Here is a 16,881-nt window from a genome sequence, read left to right as displayed (position 1 = left end):
CATCAATCGTGTGATGTGACGCATTGAATGCGTTGATCGCTGCTTGCAGAGGGATTCCGTTTTCCTCGACGCCGTTTTCTCAGTTGGCTTCAGCAGAATTCTCTTCGGCGGCGGTACTGCCCATTGTCGAATCGGTATAACGCGACCTTCCGACTTTTGGTGACACAGATTAATTGACAACTGCTTTGCGGAAACTTCCACGGAGACTGGTGTCGACGAATTCTGTTGCAGTGATTTCCCAACCTTCAGGCAATTGACGTTGCTCGACCAGCAAACGTAGATCTGGCCGCAATTTGCTCTCCGGCGGTTCGTCGAAATTAAGAATCCAGGAGATACACGCGACGATCTCGTCTTCGGTCAGCGGCAGTTGGTCTTCCAATTTGTATGCGGAGTTGAACTCACCGACGGCAACCATCAATGGGCGATCGTTTGCATGATCTTCAGGCTCAAGTCGCGTTTGGGGGACTGTCGATTGTTCGCTTGCGAAGTCAGCAACTTGCCCGATCGAACGCGTTGGTTCCGCACCTGCAAGCGTGGCTGAAAAATCGCCGTCCTGAAACGTCTCGTCGACGAAGTAGTCGTTCAGTCGAATGATGTTGATGGCAGCGTCGAGCTTTGTCCCTCCGAACTGGTCGACTTTGCTACTCCACGCGGCGATGTCCTGTGCGGAGAGTTGGCCAAGGCGACTTCGATATTTGACGGCTGCGATTGGCGGAGCGATCGCGTCGGTCGGCGCGGTTGCGAGCGACAACGTACTTAGCTCGTCGTTCAATTGCCCTGGTGCGTCATCGAACAACGCATCAACGGATATCAACACAAGTGGCACAGCGTAGCTCGGGCCTCCGTCAAACACTTGTTTGTCGTTCTGGCCGATTGTTTCCCTGAGCACTAATTCAAATGCTTTCTTCCACGCGGTGACTTCCGATGTCGTCAGCGACTGGAGCTGCCTGAATAATCGGTTCGCTCTCTGTGCGTTCCACTCGCCGTGTTCGAACAAGATGCTCATTCGATTCACGATATGGGTTCGACACGCCTGCCGTGCCATTTCGCCGTCTAGTTTGTCACCCGTGATTCGCTCCAGTTCGGCAATCCACCTGTCCAACTCCCCTTCCGGCACCGCTTCCAAACGTCTTCTCAGCTCGTCACCCATGGCAACGCGAATCGGAACGCCGGACGGAACGACCGGCACACCGCCGGGCGGCTTGATTTGTCGGAGATCTTTCAGCAAGCGGCCGTACGGCCAGTCGCCTGGAGCGTTCGTCTCCGGGGCAACTTCCACAATCCGGACAACGTCTTCTCCGCCACGCTGCAGCGTGACGGATCCGTCATCGACGATCAAACCATCGAACTTTCCGCCGATTTCGACTTGATAGTTCCCCGCCGAAATGCGAACCGACTTGCCGGATTTCGAAACCGTCAGCTCTTTAACGACGTTCGCGCCCTGAACAATACGAATCGGAACGTCATCGGCCTGGCTTTCGATTCGCAGCGTACCTTTGTTCCATTCAAGAACGATCAGGACACCGGCGAAGGCGAACAACCACATCAACAGACCAGATGCAGCGAACTTAAGCCACAAACGATACCTTGACGGTTTGGCAGACAGTTGGATGACCGTCTCCGGCAAGGGTGTTGTGGCAGGGTTCTGTGTGTGTGAGAGACAACCTTCCAGAAGCTCAGCGACTTCGCCTGCCGATTGAAAGCGATCGTCTGCGTTCCTGGCAAGCAACCTCATTACAGTGCCTTCCAGCCAAAGCGGAATGTCGGGATTGATTTCCGTGATCGGTCGCGGCTCGTCGTGTGTGATGCGATGCAGGACTCCGAAACTGGTTTCTGCCCGAAACGGCGAATGTCCGGTACACATCGCGTACAACAAACTACCCAGCGAAAACAAATCGCTTCGAGCATCAATTGGTTCACCGCGAGCCTGTTCGGGCGACATATACTGCGGTGTTCCGGCAATCACACCGCTGCGAGTCATTGAGGCATCATCCACGGCACGAGCCAGGCCGAAATCAGTGATGGTGACGCGTTCTACGCCTTGCTCCAACAGGATGTTGCCCGGCTTGATGTCGCGATGAACAAGACCCTGGTCGTGGGCGGCAGCAAGACCAGCGGCGACCTGGGCACCGATTCGCAGGATATCGACCAGCGGCAATGGTCCTTCCGCGTCGATTCGCTTCTGCAGCGATGCCCCCGCGACATAGGGCATCACCAGATACGGTAGCGCCTGCTCGTTGGACACACCATGAATTGCGATCACGTTGGGATGCAGAACGGCTGCCGCAGCTTTGGCTTCGCGAGCGAACCGCCTGCGAGCCGAACCGCTGGCCGCCAGATGCGGTGCCATGACCTTGACCGCCACCACGCGATCGAGCGCGTGCTCCCTGGCCTTCAGGACCACGCCCATGCCGCCGCTACCGATCACGCCGGTGACTTCATAGCCTCCGATACGCCCCAGCGAATCCGGATCGTCGGTCGGGGAAAGTTGAGACAATACATGTTCGATTTGTGCGTCGGGTGGCGCGATGAAAAAGTCAGCGTCGTGATCTTCGACGATACGCTCACCGAGGAAAACAGTTGCTTCGCGCCATGCAGATTCCTCAGCAACCTGCCGCTCAAGCGCCCGACCGCACGACTCGCATTCATCCAGATGCGCGGTCAGCTCTCGCTCAGCTTCGTCGCTTAATTCTCCACGCACGAACGAAGAAAGACGATTGGGATCGCATAGTTGCTGATTCATTCTTCCGCTGCCTCCATTTCGGCAATCACGTTCCGCAGTCGCTGCATGATACGGCAGCGAGCCGTATAGATCGTTCCCAGGGATTTTCCGAGTTCTTTGGCAGCCGCCTGATTGCTAACGCCATCAATGACCGTCAGCTCGAATGCTCGCCAGGTCTCAGGCTGCACATCGCGCTGAACGATGCTGGCTGCCTGCAGGTAAAGCTCACGACGATATTCCCAATCAATATCAATCAAAGACTCGGTTTCCGGGGCGGGTTGCCGATGTTGAGCCAAAAGCTCGTGGATCGATGAGCCGCCAGCCGCCCGATCTTTCGGACCGCGCGAGAATGCATTGACGATGGCGTTTCGAGTGACCCTGCGCAGCCAATGCCGAAAGCGTGTTGACTGATCGCGTCTTTCCCAATCGCCGATCGCCGATGCTACAGCCAGTAGAACCTGTTGAGCCAGATCCTGTGCGTCGGCCGCCTGCATCCCACGAGCCACGGCGGCGCGAACGATCACTGGCCGATAAATCGCGACGAACTGTTCCCACGCCACCCGGTTTTCCGGATCCCGGACCTGAATGATCAGGCTCTCACGTGTTTCGGGGAACTGGGTCACTCAGGGGCTTCCGCTGCTGGGATCGGGAGAAAACAGATTATCCTACAGCGGCTAAACACGCGATTTCGAAATCCTTACACGAAAATTCGCCTCCCCTGGCGTTTTCAACGGGTCAAACTTCTCGCGAACCTGAAACCACTGCAGGAGTCATGGACCGTACATCTTTGCCGCTGTGTGTGTTGCGGAGTGCGAGTCCCGCTGTCTTTGCGGGCTTACCCAGATGATTCGGATCGTTCCGATCGCCCATTGTGGCTGCAACGTCCTGATTCCGCGAGTTGCGGCGTTGCAGCATCGGGCAGACTTTTGTCGAACCGCAAGCGCTGCCTCGATGCCCGGCTGTGGGCAAGGTTTGTTGAGATCGAGCAATCGGATCGCATCGCCGGCCCCGACGTCAAAGAGGGTTCGCCCGCAGTTCTGGCGTTAACCACAACGCTGAATATGCCGCGCCCGATTTCCTCGTGCTTTCCATTCTCGTTCGTTCCAGATCTTCTCTGCTGAATCTCAGGGGACTTCTTTTCCTGAGAGAGCCTGGATTTGTTGATCCAGCATCTGCTGCATGACTGGGTTTCCTTTCATTCGATCCTTGAGTTCGGTCAGTTGCTTTCGCAGCATTTCCTGACAGTCGGCGTTTCCAACGGTGCCTCCACCCTGAATGGTGACGCTTGAACTAAATGCCTGTTGACCGCCCTCTACGTTGCCAAACCCAAAGGCCGGAAACAGCATGGCTTTCCCCTGGTTTTTCCCGGGACCCATGTTGTTCCCGAATGCCATGTTGTTCCCGAAGCCCAGGTTACCCGGAGTGTTCGATGTGTACTGTTCATACAAAGCGGCCGCTTCGGGAAGCTTCTTTTTGAGGTCTTTGGCATTCTTCGCAACAAGCTCAACAGGCTTCTCGCCGCCTGTAATCTGAGCCCGAATTCGGCCTCCCGGCAGCTCCTGCAGAGTCGTTTCAAGTGGACCCTCTTTGACGTTGATCGTTCGCATCCCGTTGATACTCGTCATCGACACACTGCGATTCACATTGCCGCCAGCAAACTGGTTGCCGGGTTTGTCCCAACCTTCGAACGGCTTGATTCCATCGGCTTCTTTGGTGTTGAGCGCGATCTTTGCCCTTTCCGCCGTGGAAGGCTGGTCGCTTTCGCTGAGCATCTGCAACGTAATCCGAGCGGCTTCTTTGGATTCCGCGTCTTTGGATTGCGCCAGCTTGCCGAGCACGTCGATGGACTTCTCGATCGTATCGCGATTCCCCGCCAGGGCTGCCCTGGCGAGAGCCGGAATGGCTGCTTTCCCCGCAGCGATGAGTTGCTTCTCGGCCTTGATTCGTTCCGTGAGTCGTTGGTGACCGAGTTGCGCGACCCACTCATCAATCTGTTGTGGCTGGGTCGCATCTGTGGCCTTATCGCCATCAGTCTTGTCATCAGCGAAGCAGATGCGGCCGCTCCACAGTGTGAATGCTGCTGCAAAGAGAAGGAAGAGCTGTGCGAGTTTCATAGTGAACCTCTTTCAAAACATCTCGTGGTCTGTGACATCTTAAAGCAAGGGTTGGGGATTGTAGCTGGACTCGCCAGAGTTCAGTCAAATACCAGTCGAACCCGAAGTCTGGCGACTCCGGCTACCACGCAAACTAAGTGTCCCAGACCACTAGTGCGATGGGAATGATGGGCAGTCGATTGAAAAGGTCGACTATTCTTCACGCTGATAGATCGGCAGTTGACGAGCAGAAACCGTCAATGTGAGAATTGCCAGTGATGTGGGATACGTGGTGTTATAGACGAGCGTTTGATCGGGATACTCCCAGTTTCCGTCGAGCGTTTGGTCCTGCAGCAGGTTGTCGTACATGATGGGGGCAAATTCGGTCCAGTGTTTTCCACCCAGTTGAAACATAGCTTGTCCGCAATAATACCATGCATAGTACCGGAATCGCACGGGCCGTCCGTCGGGCTCAGCCATTCGTGGCGGTCGACTCAGGATGAAGTCGCCAGCAACAAGCAAGTCGTCGTTGCCGTGTTCGCCACACAGTTCCAGACACAGTACGGCCACTCCGGTCATCGAAGTGCTGCCCGAGTTGCCGGCAGGCATATAGGCGAAGCCACCGCCGGCCGTCTGGCAATTCAGAATATACGAAACCGCCATCTCAATATGTTCGTCGGGAATGGAGGCGCCGTTCAGCTTTGCGGCCCGGAGGGCCATGATCGACCAGCCTGTCAGAGACAAATCGCTATCGGTGGTGCCGGGCGTATATCGCCAGCCACCAGTGTCGGCTTCTGACTTGGGAACCTTTTGAGCCTGCAACAGGACCAGCAAAGCGCGGGACAGAACGTCGTCAAGTTTTTGCTGACGCACGGGGTCGACCATTCCCGAAACTTCGCCCAGCAGCAGTGTCGAAATGCTGTGTTCGTACATGAGTCCGGTCGTGCGGCCCTGCCGATCGTTGCTCACCAGCAAACCGTTTTCGAGCTGCTGACTGAGGACATAATCAATTCCTCGGTTGATCAATTCTCCATAGCGACCACGACCGGGAAGATGCCCTCTGGCAAGAAACGCCATCACGGCCAGCGAAGTGATTCCGGTGTTTCCCGCGCTGGCCGGTTCCTCGAAGGACCCAGCCAGCTCGGGACGCCCCATCGCTGCGGCGGCGTCACGACTAATCTGCTTTCCCGCAAGGTATTCCAGTCCTCGATCGACGGCTGCGTCCAGGTGAGGCTGGTAACGAACGCGGAGCGCATCGGCGTCTTGAGCGCTGACGATCTGGCACACCAGCAAGATGGCGATGACGGACATCCAGGAGAATGGTTGTGTGATCATTTCTGTTCCTCCGCTGTGTCGTTCACGTTGTCCGGAGACGATTCCAGGCGAGACAGTTGCTCGAAGTAGTCTTTCACGACTCCACGGAATTCCTCCGGAATCCTGCCGTCGTGGTTGTCGAGCACCTTGCTTTTCAACTTGCGACGGGACTGTGTCCAGTTTGATGTCGAACGACCACGCAGTTGAATCGGAGCGACTTCGCTTTGACCGGCTGCGGCGTTGCCCTGAACTCCAACAGGCATTGACGACCGGCTGCCGGGACGCGGGTTTCCAGCCTGATTCGATGAGTTCGATGACTTTGATGAGTTTGCCTGATCACCTTGCGGCTTCGATTTCCGGTTCGGGTATCCTGCCTGCTGGGCGGCTTCATCGGCAAGTTGGTTGAGATCCTGAGCGAGTTGCTGAGTGCGTTCGGGTGAAGGTGCACGAGCCGTCTGATGAGCCTTGTCTGCGGCCTGAGCGAGCTTTTCACTGACGGACTGTTGCTGATTTGCTGATCCGCTGGCAGGCCCGTCGGATTTTTCACCCGGCTTTGCGTCGCCTGGTTTTGCATCGCCTGGTTTCGCATCACCCGGTTTCGCATCACCCGGCTTCGCATCACCTGGCTTCGCATCACCTGACTTCGCATCTCCTGGCTTCGCGTCTCCTGGCTTCGCATCTCCTGGCTTCGGAAACGCACTTGATCCTGGCATCACCGGCTTGTTGCAGCTCGAACATTTCTTGCAGGATTGGCAGACCATGTCCAATGACTGAGTCGCTTCCTTCAACGACTTCGCAGCTTGCTGCTGTTGCTCACCTTGCTGCTTGGGTTCATCGTCCTGATTGGGCTCACGGTCTTGTTTCGGCTCATCGGCTCGTTTCGGATCACCAGCTTCCTTCGGATCATCGTCCTGCTTCGGATCACCAGCCTGCTTCGGATCACCGGTTTGCTTTGGATCACCGGCTTCCTTCGGATCACCAGCTTCCTTCGGATCACCAGCTTCCTTCGGATCACCAGCTTCCTTCGGATCACCGGCCTGCTTTGGCTCACCGTCTTCCTTCGGATCACCGGCCTGCTTCGGATCACCGGCTTCCTTCGGATCACCGGCCTGCTTTGGCTCACCGTCTTCCTTCGGATCACCGGCCTGCTTCGGATCACCGGCTTCCTTCGGATCACCGTCTTCCTTCGGATCACCAGCTTGCTTCGGATCACCGTCTTCCTTCGGATCACCAGCTTGCTTCGGATCACCGGCCTGCTTCTTCTGCTGTAGCTTCGCCAGTTTTTCCGCCGCCCTGGTTTCCTTTTGAGCTTGTTCCAGCTTTTCCCGGGCTTCGCGAACGGCCTGTTGGTTTTCTGGATCGTCGGTTGGCAGTTGCAGCAATTCGTCGGCCTTGTCTCGGAGCCCTTCCGTTCGTTCCGCGATCTGTTCCTGCAACTTCGCAGCCGCTTCTTCAGGACGGTCTTCGCGAACCGCCTGGATAGCATCGCGGACTCGCTTCTGTTGCTTTGCAAGTCGCTGCAGGTCATCTTCCTGAGGCGCCGCTTTGCTGTCCCTGGCACCGTTGGGCTGCGCAGCGGCATTCTCTGGCTTCGACTGGGCTTTTTGCTGCAGACGTTCGCCCGCTTGCCGTGCCGCGGCTTCTGCCTGTTCCAGATTTTTCTGTCGGAGTTTCTCCGGGACGGCTTCCATCTGCTCCCTGGCGTCCGCGAGTCCATTGGGCTTGTCGTTCTGTGCGGCTTTAGTTGCTTCGTTGGGATCCGGCTGAGCCTGTTCGCGGGCATCGGCGGCTGGTGGCTGAACGTCGCTCGCCTGCTGTTCCAGCTTTCGGGTTTCGTTCGCGATTTGTTCCTGCTCCCGAGCAATCATGTCCAGCAACTGATCGTCCAGTTCCTCTTTGCTGCGAGCCTGATCGAGTTTCGCTAATGCGTCCTGCTGCTGTTGCAGATCGGCCGCTGCCTGAGTCAGTTCGGCAGCCTCTTCTGCTCGTTGAGCAAATTGTTCACTCCTGGCGTCGAGATCCTGTTCGACGACTTCCTGCAACCGATCGGCCACCTGCTGCTGTTTGTCCTGAACTTCCGGGCCGTTGTCTTGCCCGTCTTGCACTGGATCCGGTTTCTGTTTCTGTGCAAGCCGTTCCTGTTGCCGGGCGAGTTCATCCAGCTGAGCGGCCAGTTCCATTTGCTGACGTCGCTGATCAATGTCTTCCCGAACGTCCGCGAGTTTGTCGATGGCATCACTGAGCGATTCTTTCGTTGCCGCGACTGCTTCCTGTTGTTGAGCGAGATCGTCGGATAGCGGGACGAGCCCCGTCTGTTTCTTCGCTTCCACGATCTCGTTGTCAGCGACCTGCTGAATTCGTTCGATCTCCGGTTGGAACAGGCGTTGCTCCGCGAGTTCTTTCTGCTCTGTCAATCGCCGCAATGATTGCTCTGCTTCACGGATCTGATCCTGAAGTCGTTTCGCTTTCTCCGCTGCATCAGCGGGAGCTTCGGGAGCCTCCGCTTCGTCGGCGATTTCACTGAGTTCGTTCTGAAGGTTATCCGCCATTTGTTTGGCTGTGGTGAGACCATCCAGAGCTTCGGTCAGATCGACCAGCACGGACTGGGCTTCGTTCCGCACAGCCTGCTGACCGATGGGAGCCGCTTCGTCAACAATCTGAAGATGAATCTTCCGAGATTCAGAAATCTGTGGTCCGCCATATTCATCGGGCCGAATGTCAGTGATCGACAGCCAGACGATCAGTTGGTCTCCGGTGGTGATTTCCAGTTGATTCAGATCGATGGCCAGTTCGCCTGTGAACTCCGGCAGCCGTTCGTGCGGAACGTCTTTGATCGAAAGCTGTTCGCCGTTCTTTTGCGAGATCAGTTGCAGGGCGCCGCAGTCGAAGTCGTCGAAGGCACGATAGGCGATGTCGATGCTGCGATCTGACGTCGTCACGATTTCGGATAGCCCTGGTTGATCGATGATGATTGATGGTGGCAGATCGGGCAGAACTCGCATTTCAAACAGAATCGGATCGCTCGGGACACCCGCTTCACTGACCAGCGTGATCGTGCCGCGCTGCAAATCACCTCCCGTTGCATTGAACTCCCAGCTGTGCCGCCACCGTTTTACTTCGTCGACAAAAGCCGCTTGCTCGCACGGGATCGAGGTTGCGTTGAGGCTCAGCGAAGATTCGGCACAAGGCAGTGTGGAATCAACGTCGATGCGGATTCGCGTGCCGTGAATCGTTTCGATCGGTTCAGTCAGCTCATTGATAACCTGGGAAGGTAGTCGTGTGTATTCCGGAAACGTCAGGCTCAGTTGAATGCCTTCCATCACCGGTTTGGGATCAACAAAGATCTGGTAACTGTCGGAAAACAAACCGCCGGAACGAACGCGATATTGAAGGTCCGCCTTTAACGCCGCCAGAGTAAATGCGGCGGTGCTTTCATTGGCTTCGATTGCCATTGGATATGACGCGATCACGGCATCATGCTCGATGACTTCCAGCACCGCATCTGTCAGGTGACTGGCTGTCGCAGCAATTCGAACGTCGCTGCCCTCCCCGACAACCGTGTTGCCGGGGACGATCGTCGCACTCAAGTGCGGCAGCACTCGCGCACTCCAGGGATTCAGCACGTTCTTCAGGGAAGGGATTAGATAGGGAGCCCAGATCCACATCGACATGAGAAAGGCGGCACAGCAGGTTGTTGCGACGATACTCCTGTTGAGAACCTCTTGTCCCCGCAGTTCCTGATCCCGGCATCCTGCAAGGCTACCATGCGCCTGTTGTGCGACGGCCTCGATGATCGCGTTCGACTGAGCATTCGGGGTTGAGGTCAACTGCAGCGACGTTGTCAGGCGTTCTTCAATCGCTGGCCGTGTCTGTTCCAGGGTCCACGCCATCGCAAGGCGGTTGCACTCCTGCCTGAGCGGCACGACGAGAAACCGTCGAATGACTGTGACAACAATCCCGATGATCGGCAGCCATAGTGCGCACCGCAACCAGAGTGATTCGGGCTGGAAGACTGCGTCAACAATCACCAGCGTCAGCAGTGACATCATCGCCGCCGTTCCGACGACAAGAGCTCCCCCCATCCAGATGTCGCGCCGAAGGCAACCCACCATCTCATCGAGTTCACGCTGAATCTGCTCGACCGCCGCCGCTTTGCGTGGCGAGGCTTGGGTTTTGTTTGAGACGTTTATTGTTGCTGTCATCTGAATCACCAGATTCTGTGAAGTTGTTTACCGGTTCAGAAAAGGGGTCAGGAACCAATCGTGCGAAGCACCCTTCGGGCCATTTGGTTATTGGTTCCCGCCCCCGCTTCTGAACCCATCTAAATTCGTCCCATCCATTTGCGAAGCAGCCATTCCACGCTTAGCCCGCTGAGAAACAGACCGATGACCGGCCACCGATTCCAGAGCGGCACCGTCCAGCGTTCCCGCACGAACGTCGATTTCGGCCCAAAGTTCGAGAGCACCGACTCGACATTGCTCAGGTCGACATTGGCCAGGTCCGCCACAGTTCCCCCGGTCCAGTCCGCGATTTGCCTGGGGACCGTGTCATCGGCGACAAGGTCGAGTTGTTCGAGATTCTCGGCACTGGCTTCGACGCCAATTTCCAGTCCTACCGTTTGAGTTCCCGTTGCTTCGAGTGCCAGCAGCTTGTCGACGACTTCTCCAGACAATTCCACGCGGTACCTGCCCGACTGTGTGAGATCGCGAATTTCACCGTGCAACATTCCCACATTCTGCGGATCGGCAGTCAGGTCCACGGTCCGAACGACTTCATCGTCAATCAAGACCTTTGCCTGCACTCGAGCATCAATCATCGGGCTGCGATCTGCCTTGAGAAGCCGTGCCTGAATCGAAATGGGCTCGCCGCTTTTGTACAGCGTTCGATCCGTTCCCATCCGCACCAAATCAGTCCCGGCCGACAGCCGATCCGTGACGGCCCAGCGAATGATCTGCCCCCAGAATTCATGATGCCGTTGATCACCAATCCCATAACGCAGTCGCCAGGTTTCGTCGAAGTTCAGTTGCAGCACTTTGCCGGTTCCGAACCGATGCCACAGCATCAGTGCTCGCCGCCGCTGATCGGCCACACCGGTTTTCGCGTCGTTGGGGAGTTCTCGATTGGTCAAAGCGTACGCCAGAACACTCGCTCCGGCTTTCGCTTCACCGTCCGGATGCCTCCATGTCAGTTCCGGAAAAGAGGTATCATTGGCTCCGGCTGCTCTTTGTAGAACTTCATCGGAAAGGCCTTCCTGAGTCAGCGAGAAATGAAAGCTCGGATCGGGACTGCGCGCTGTGGAGATCGCAGGGCGATTCAGAAGCACAGGCAGCACATCGGCCAGAGGTGTGGCTCGATAAGCATGAGGCATCTGATTGGGTCCGGCGATGACCACCAGTACGCCGCCGCGGTCTTTGACGAAACGTTCCAGCGCCTGGATGCCGTTGTTTCCAAGTTTCTGCGGAGAGACATCTCCGAGAATAATGACGTCGAATTTGAGCCATTCTGCTTCGTCGAGCGGCAGTGCGTTGGCTTCACTGTCGTCAAAGGCGCGTTGAGCGGAAGCTCGCATGATGGGCGGCGCGGGGACTCCGGCGAGACGATCGGCTTGCAACAACACGGCCTGCAGAAAGACGGTCTGATCACGCCCCGCGAACAGATTTCGCAGATAGCGGAACTCCCAGCGAGGGCGCTCATCAATCAGCAGTACGCGGATCCGGTCCTGCGAAACCCACACCGGTTTCAGCAATTGGTTGTTCTGTGCGGATTCTTCGTTCGGAAGTTCGGCCAGTTCCACACGGTACTCGTGAATTCGCGGCTCCTGAGGCTGATGACGGAACGAAACGGTTTGGCGGTGATTGTCGCTCGTGATCGCGATCGACTGTTCCTCAATCAGTTCGTCGCCATCAAACAATCGGACCGCCGTAGTCTCGCCCGGATACTGATCCACCTTGATGGAGGCCGTCAACGAAACACTGTCGCCGTGATAAATCTGCGACGGGGCCTGAACGCTGACAATCTGTGAGTCTTTGGGCGGCTGCTGGCTTCCGATAACAATCGAGTTCACCGGAATACTGCCCTGACCCAGCGACTGACACAGTTGTTGCAGGTCCGCGCTGGAATGGTCTCTGCCGTCACTGATTATCAGAATTCCGGAAAGCTTTGCTGCGGAAATGTCGCCTCGCACCTGCCGCAATGCGTCTGCGAAGTCGGTCGATGCCGTCCAGACGGATGAACCTGATTCGAGCAATGGCCCATCGTCCGCTCGAGCGAAGAACTGCGCCGAATCGACTTCCCGAGCTGACGCTCCCAGTTCGTACAGCCGGACGTCGTAGTCCATTGACAAACGTTCCAGAAGTCCGTTCGAATCTGTCGAATCCCCCACGAGCAACTGGTGCGCGGCCTGGCTGCGAGATCGATTCGGATCCGTCTCCAGCCGTGCCGGGAGATTCATTGAATCGGACGCATCCAGCACGATAGCCACGGCATGTTCTTCCTCATGCTCGTCTTCGTGAGTGAAGACGGGCTCCAAAAGAAGCACGGACACAACCGCGATCAAGGCTATTCGAAGCAATGGAAGCAGCCCCGATAGCACGTTGACTCGCCGCGAAGACGTCGCGACCAACCCTTCCAACCGATAGCAGAACAGCGCCACTTCCGAGGCCAGTGCAGCCGAAAGAGCAATCAGCCATTGAGGTCGATGAGTCGCCGTTTCCAGCACCTGGCTCAGTGCGTCGATCGCGAAGAACCAGGCGGCGAACGCAAGACCGAATCGTGGTCCATACGCGAGACGACGAATCGAGACCGCCAGCACGAATCGTTGCAAACAGGCCATGCCGACCCAGCCGACAACCGCCAGACCGCACCAAAGCAGCGGCGCCATGGCAAACATTTCGAGCTCGTTTGTCATGATGCCCCCTCGAACACGTTCGCGGATTCGTCTGCGACTTGCTGCGGCCTGGACTCTCGACCACGGGTTAAACTTGTGGTTAGCTGCTCTGGATTTCTTAGCGGAGCCAGTGGTCTGAGACAGTTAGTTTGCGTGGTAGCCGGAGTCGCCAGACTTCGGGTTCGACTGGCATGTGACTGACTTCTGGCGATTCCAGCTACGATCTCCAACCCTCTTTCTGACTTGTCATCGACCACGAGGGCACTCCCGTCGAAAGGGCCACTCGACACAGAGGCATCGATCGGAGCCACTCTCCGGCGACTTCGAATCCACTTCGTCACCAGACACTCTGCAGCCAGCAGCCACAGCACAGTGAACAGCAAAGAGTCCCAGATCTCCGTACCAACGGACTCAGTGGCGAGCGGCGCGGTCAACTGGCTCACATCATCGATGAGCTCGATGCCCAGTCCCCGACTGATCTCCTGCAGCCGGTCGGCCGAAGCTACCGAAAGATCGGATTCTTCCCGGTCGCGGTGGATTGCAAAGCTGGAAACCAATGCCGCGGATTGATGGTTCTGCAAACCGTAAACACCGGGTTCGAGCACCTGACCAATGCGGGCGAACGCAGTCTCCCGCTGCCACGAAACGGCAACGTCGCGATTCGTTCCACCAGGTTCGATCAGTTGCAGCGTCGTCATTCTGTCTGCCGCATCGATTCGCGCGGGCAGCTGAGTCACGAGATCAGAAGTCGGCTGAAAGTTGGTCGCCGTTTCGTGGGACGCTGCCAGGTGGTAAGTCCACAGATGCATCAGAACCGGAAACGCCAGGTTGGCCGGAAAGTTGCTGTCGCGTCGTGCGAACGAGAGATTTTGCAGGAGCACTCGTCCGCCACCAATGGCCTGTTCCGCAAAGAGTGCTTCGCCGTTGGTCAGTTTCATTGCGACAATGGCCTGATCGGCGGGAGTCGTACTCCAGAACTGAACGACAGAGATGTCGGCAAGATCGTGGTCACCGCGTTCGAACAGGTCGCTGATAAAAGGTCTGCCAGCGGCGTCGAGAGCCACGCCAAGCCGAGAAACGTCACCGTCATGGTCGGCCTTGCCGATCCAGCGATTCCATTCCCCCAACTGAGCTGGCATGATGGGTTCGTCCGTCAGTGGAACACGCCAGTTGTTGTAGAACGACGCATCAGACTGTTCATCCGGAATGACCCACAACCCGCCGCCGTCTTCTACGAAGCCTGCGATGCGCTCGGCCATGTCGTTGGGAAGGCGAGGAACGTCGCACAGCAGGATCAGTTGAAAGTCATCCAGCGATTCCATTTCGTTCAGACGAGCCGCTTCGATTGCCGTCGCGATGATCGCGCGGCTTGAATTCTTTGTGTCCGGATCGCCGCCATCGTCAGCCATGTTCGGTTCGCGAAGACCGGCCGGATCAAGTGCGAGTCGCGCGAAGGTGGCTGATTGCGCGCGGGGTCAGCATCGGTGCTTCCATTGACGACCAGAACCGACACGTGCGGGATCACGTCCACGACAGAATCGAACCGATTGTCTGCAGGCAACTGGTCCGTGATCTCGACGCTTCCCGAAACGACGTGTTGTCCCGCCTTCGGAAACGCATGCAAAAATCGAACGGTCGAATGGACGCCCGGCTCGATCTGAATGAGCGACTCGGTCGCGGCTTCTCTGCCATCAACCAGCAGCTTCACCACCAGATCGCGAACGGTCGTTGAACCGCCGTTGCGAACTTCCACTTCAATCGGAACTGGCCGGCTGGCCGTCACAAGCGACGCATCGACGAGAACACGATCGACGGAAATGTTCTCCTTCTTTTCAGGCAAACTCGAAACGATGGCCCCGCAGGCGATCTCAGGTGATGAGTCTGTTCCGTTCTCCGCGACGTCAACACGGTCAATTTCACTGGTCGTTCCGGAATCTGAACGAGACTCGTCTGTGGCCTGGCTCGTGAGGAACGCATGACGGGCCAGTCGCATCTCATCGATCGATTCCCACGTGCAGAGCTGATCGTCTGTCAGCAGCAGAACCTGCTTGTGAGTATTGGGAGCCTTCCTGACCAGCGACGTGGCCTTTCGGACGGCTGATTCCAAATCCGACCCGCCAGCAACTTGCTCAATCGTGTCGAGAACTTCTTCGGCCCTCCGGAGATTGCGGAAGGGGGAACCGTCGACTGTTTCGGGGATTGGGCCAGCCAGCACAATCGAGACGGTGGAATTCCCCGACAGTGATTCGATCAGCAATCGCGCCTGCGAAATCGATTTGTCGAAGTGGGATGATTCATCGTCTCCCAGAGTCATCGTCAAAGAGCGGTCAATCACAATCGCAACGTCGCGATCCGCTCCGGAATCGACGAGCGACTCGGGGCTCGTGGAAAGCATGGCACCTGCAGTTCCAAACAGAATTACAGCAGCGAAGACTGCGATCCATCGGCTGCGAAGTCGCCATCTGCCGACGACCGCCGCAGTCAACAACAGCAGGCCGCAACCAGCCAACAGTGAAAACAAGATCCACGAAAACATCCGCCCCGATTCGATGGCCGGTCGTGCCATGGCAAGCACGAACAACAATACCAGCAGACAACGCAGCAGTAAAAGCAGCAGATTTTCCAGCGTCAATCCGCGACGGCGGCTGGTCACTGTTCGCTGCAGGAACTGCATGGCGGGCCAGTCGACCACTTTGGATTTGCGGCGCTTCTGCAGATGGACAAGGATCGGCACGATCACCGCAATGGCGGCGAACATCGCAGCACCATTGAGGAGCGTCATCGGCGACCTCCATTTCGTTGTCCGAGATAGTTGCTCAAGGCACTGACGTACGAGTCCTTCGTATTCAGTCGAATATAGTCGACCGGGATTCGCCGGCAGTTTTGTTCGAGGTCATTGACGAAGCTTGTGAACTGACGCAGGTACTCGGCCCGAATCGACGCGGGATCCAGATCGATATCATCAACAGCCCCTTCCAGATCTCGAAACTGAACGGCATCGTTGTAGGGGAAGGTCAGTTCCTCTTCGGTCAGAATCTGAAACACCACCACTTCGTGCTTTCGGTAACGCAGGTGATGCAGTGCCTGCATGAGCTTCTGCGTATCCAACAACAGGTCACTCAACAGAATCACAATCCCGCGACGAGGAATTCGTTCCGCAGCCTCATGCAGTGCCGACGGCGCATCGGAAGAGTTTTCCGGAATCGCCGCATCCAACTCTTGCAGCATTCTTCGCAAGTGGCTGGCACTTCCTCGCGCTGGAAGATGAGACCGGACTTCGGAATCAAACTGAATCAACCCAACAGCGTCACCTTGTCGCACAAACAGAAACGACAGCATGGCAGCAATGTGTTTTGCATAGTCGAACTTCGAGAGTTGGAATCCATCCAGAGCGCTGGCGGCATTCCCCTGAAATCGCATTGAGGCAGAAGAATCGAGCAGAATGGTGGCACGCAGGTTCGTTTCTTCGACATACTGCTTCACACAGTACCTGTCCTGCCGGGCGAACACTCGCCAGTCCAGATTGCGAGGATCATCGCCGGGGCTGTATTCGCGATGCTCAGCAAACTCTGTCGACGATCCGAGATACGGACTGCGATGACTTCCCGACTTGAAGCCCTCAACACGCCCCCGCGCAGGAAACGTCATCCGCGCAAGTTGAGCCTGAGCTTCAGCCGGCAGCAACTTCATGTAATCAGGGATTTGAAGAGTCAACATCAGGAAAAATCTCCGGTCCCGTTCAAATGTAGTGGGAGTCGCCAGACTTCCCTCAAACCACAGGGATCTCTGGCGAGATCCACTACGTTTTTTCCGTTCGTTGAAAGGGTTTGCGTTTTACCTCGTTCAACAACAACGCCATCTGCGTC

9 protein-coding genes are annotated in these 16,881 nt (G+C 56.8%); all 9 read right to left on the bottom strand.

Annotation, left to right across the window (positions count from 1 at the left end):
• Window positions 1-169 precede the first annotated feature (169 nt).
• A complete protein-coding gene (locus R3C20_06025) occupies window positions 170-2,743 on the bottom strand; it encodes a protein kinase (protein MEZ6040042.1) in 2,574 nt (857 codons plus the stop codon).
• The gene (locus tag R3C20_06020; protein ID MEZ6040041.1) at window positions 2,740-3,345 is read right to left on the bottom strand and encodes a sigma-70 family RNA polymerase sigma factor; all 606 of its coding nucleotides are present in this window, start codon (window positions 3,343-3,345) and stop codon (window positions 2,740-2,742) included. Before R3C20_06020 ends, R3C20_06025 begins: the two co-directional genes overlap by 4 nt.
• Before the next feature lie 501 nt (window positions 3,346-3,846).
• The gene (locus R3C20_06015) at window positions 3,847-4,836 is read right to left on the bottom strand and encodes a hypothetical protein (protein ID MEZ6040040.1); all 990 of its coding nucleotides are present in this window, start codon (window positions 4,834-4,836) and stop codon (window positions 3,847-3,849) included.
• A gap of 192 nt (window positions 4,837-5,028) precedes the next feature.
• Window positions 5,029-6,150 carry a prenyltransferase/squalene oxidase repeat-containing protein gene (locus tag R3C20_06010; GenBank protein MEZ6040039.1) on the bottom strand — a complete coding sequence of 374 codons (1,122 nt, stop codon included), beginning with the start codon at window positions 6,148-6,150 and terminating at the stop codon, window positions 5,029-5,031.
• Window positions 6,147-10,331, bottom strand: a complete 4,185-nt coding sequence (locus tag R3C20_06005) for a DUF4175 family protein (protein MEZ6040038.1) — start codon at window positions 10,329-10,331, stop codon at window positions 6,147-6,149. The genes R3C20_06010 and R3C20_06005 overlap by 4 nt, the downstream gene beginning before the upstream one ends.
• A 119-nt stretch (window positions 10,332-10,450) precedes the next feature.
• The gene (locus tag R3C20_06000; GenBank protein ID MEZ6040037.1) at window positions 10,451-13,036 is read right to left on the bottom strand and encodes a hypothetical protein; all 2,586 of its coding nucleotides are present in this window, start codon (window positions 13,034-13,036) and stop codon (window positions 10,451-10,453) included.
• Window positions 13,033-14,424, bottom strand: a complete 1,392-nt coding sequence (locus R3C20_05995; GenBank protein MEZ6040036.1) for a hypothetical protein — start codon at window positions 14,422-14,424, stop codon at window positions 13,033-13,035. The genes R3C20_06000 and R3C20_05995 overlap by 4 nt, the downstream gene beginning before the upstream one ends.
• Window positions 14,343-15,797, bottom strand: a complete 1,455-nt coding sequence (locus R3C20_05990) for a BatA domain-containing protein (protein MEZ6040035.1) — start codon at window positions 15,795-15,797, stop codon at window positions 14,343-14,345. Before R3C20_05990 ends, R3C20_05995 begins: the two co-directional genes overlap by 82 nt.
• Window positions 15,794-16,732 (bottom strand): DUF58 domain-containing protein, encoded by a 939-nt coding sequence (locus R3C20_05985; GenBank protein MEZ6040034.1) that lies wholly within the window; start codon window positions 16,730-16,732, stop codon window positions 15,794-15,796. Before R3C20_05985 ends, R3C20_05990 begins: the two co-directional genes overlap by 4 nt.
• Between the last annotated feature and the right edge of the window lie 149 nt (window positions 16,733-16,881).

This window comes from Planctomycetaceae bacterium, assembly GCA_041398825.1.
In the GTDB taxonomy this organism is placed as follows: Bacteria; Planctomycetota; Planctomycetia; order Planctomycetales; family Planctomycetaceae; genus F1-80-MAGs062.
The sequence above is the reverse complement of the archived record's forward strand: the minus strand, read 5'-3'. Positions and strand labels throughout refer to the sequence as shown.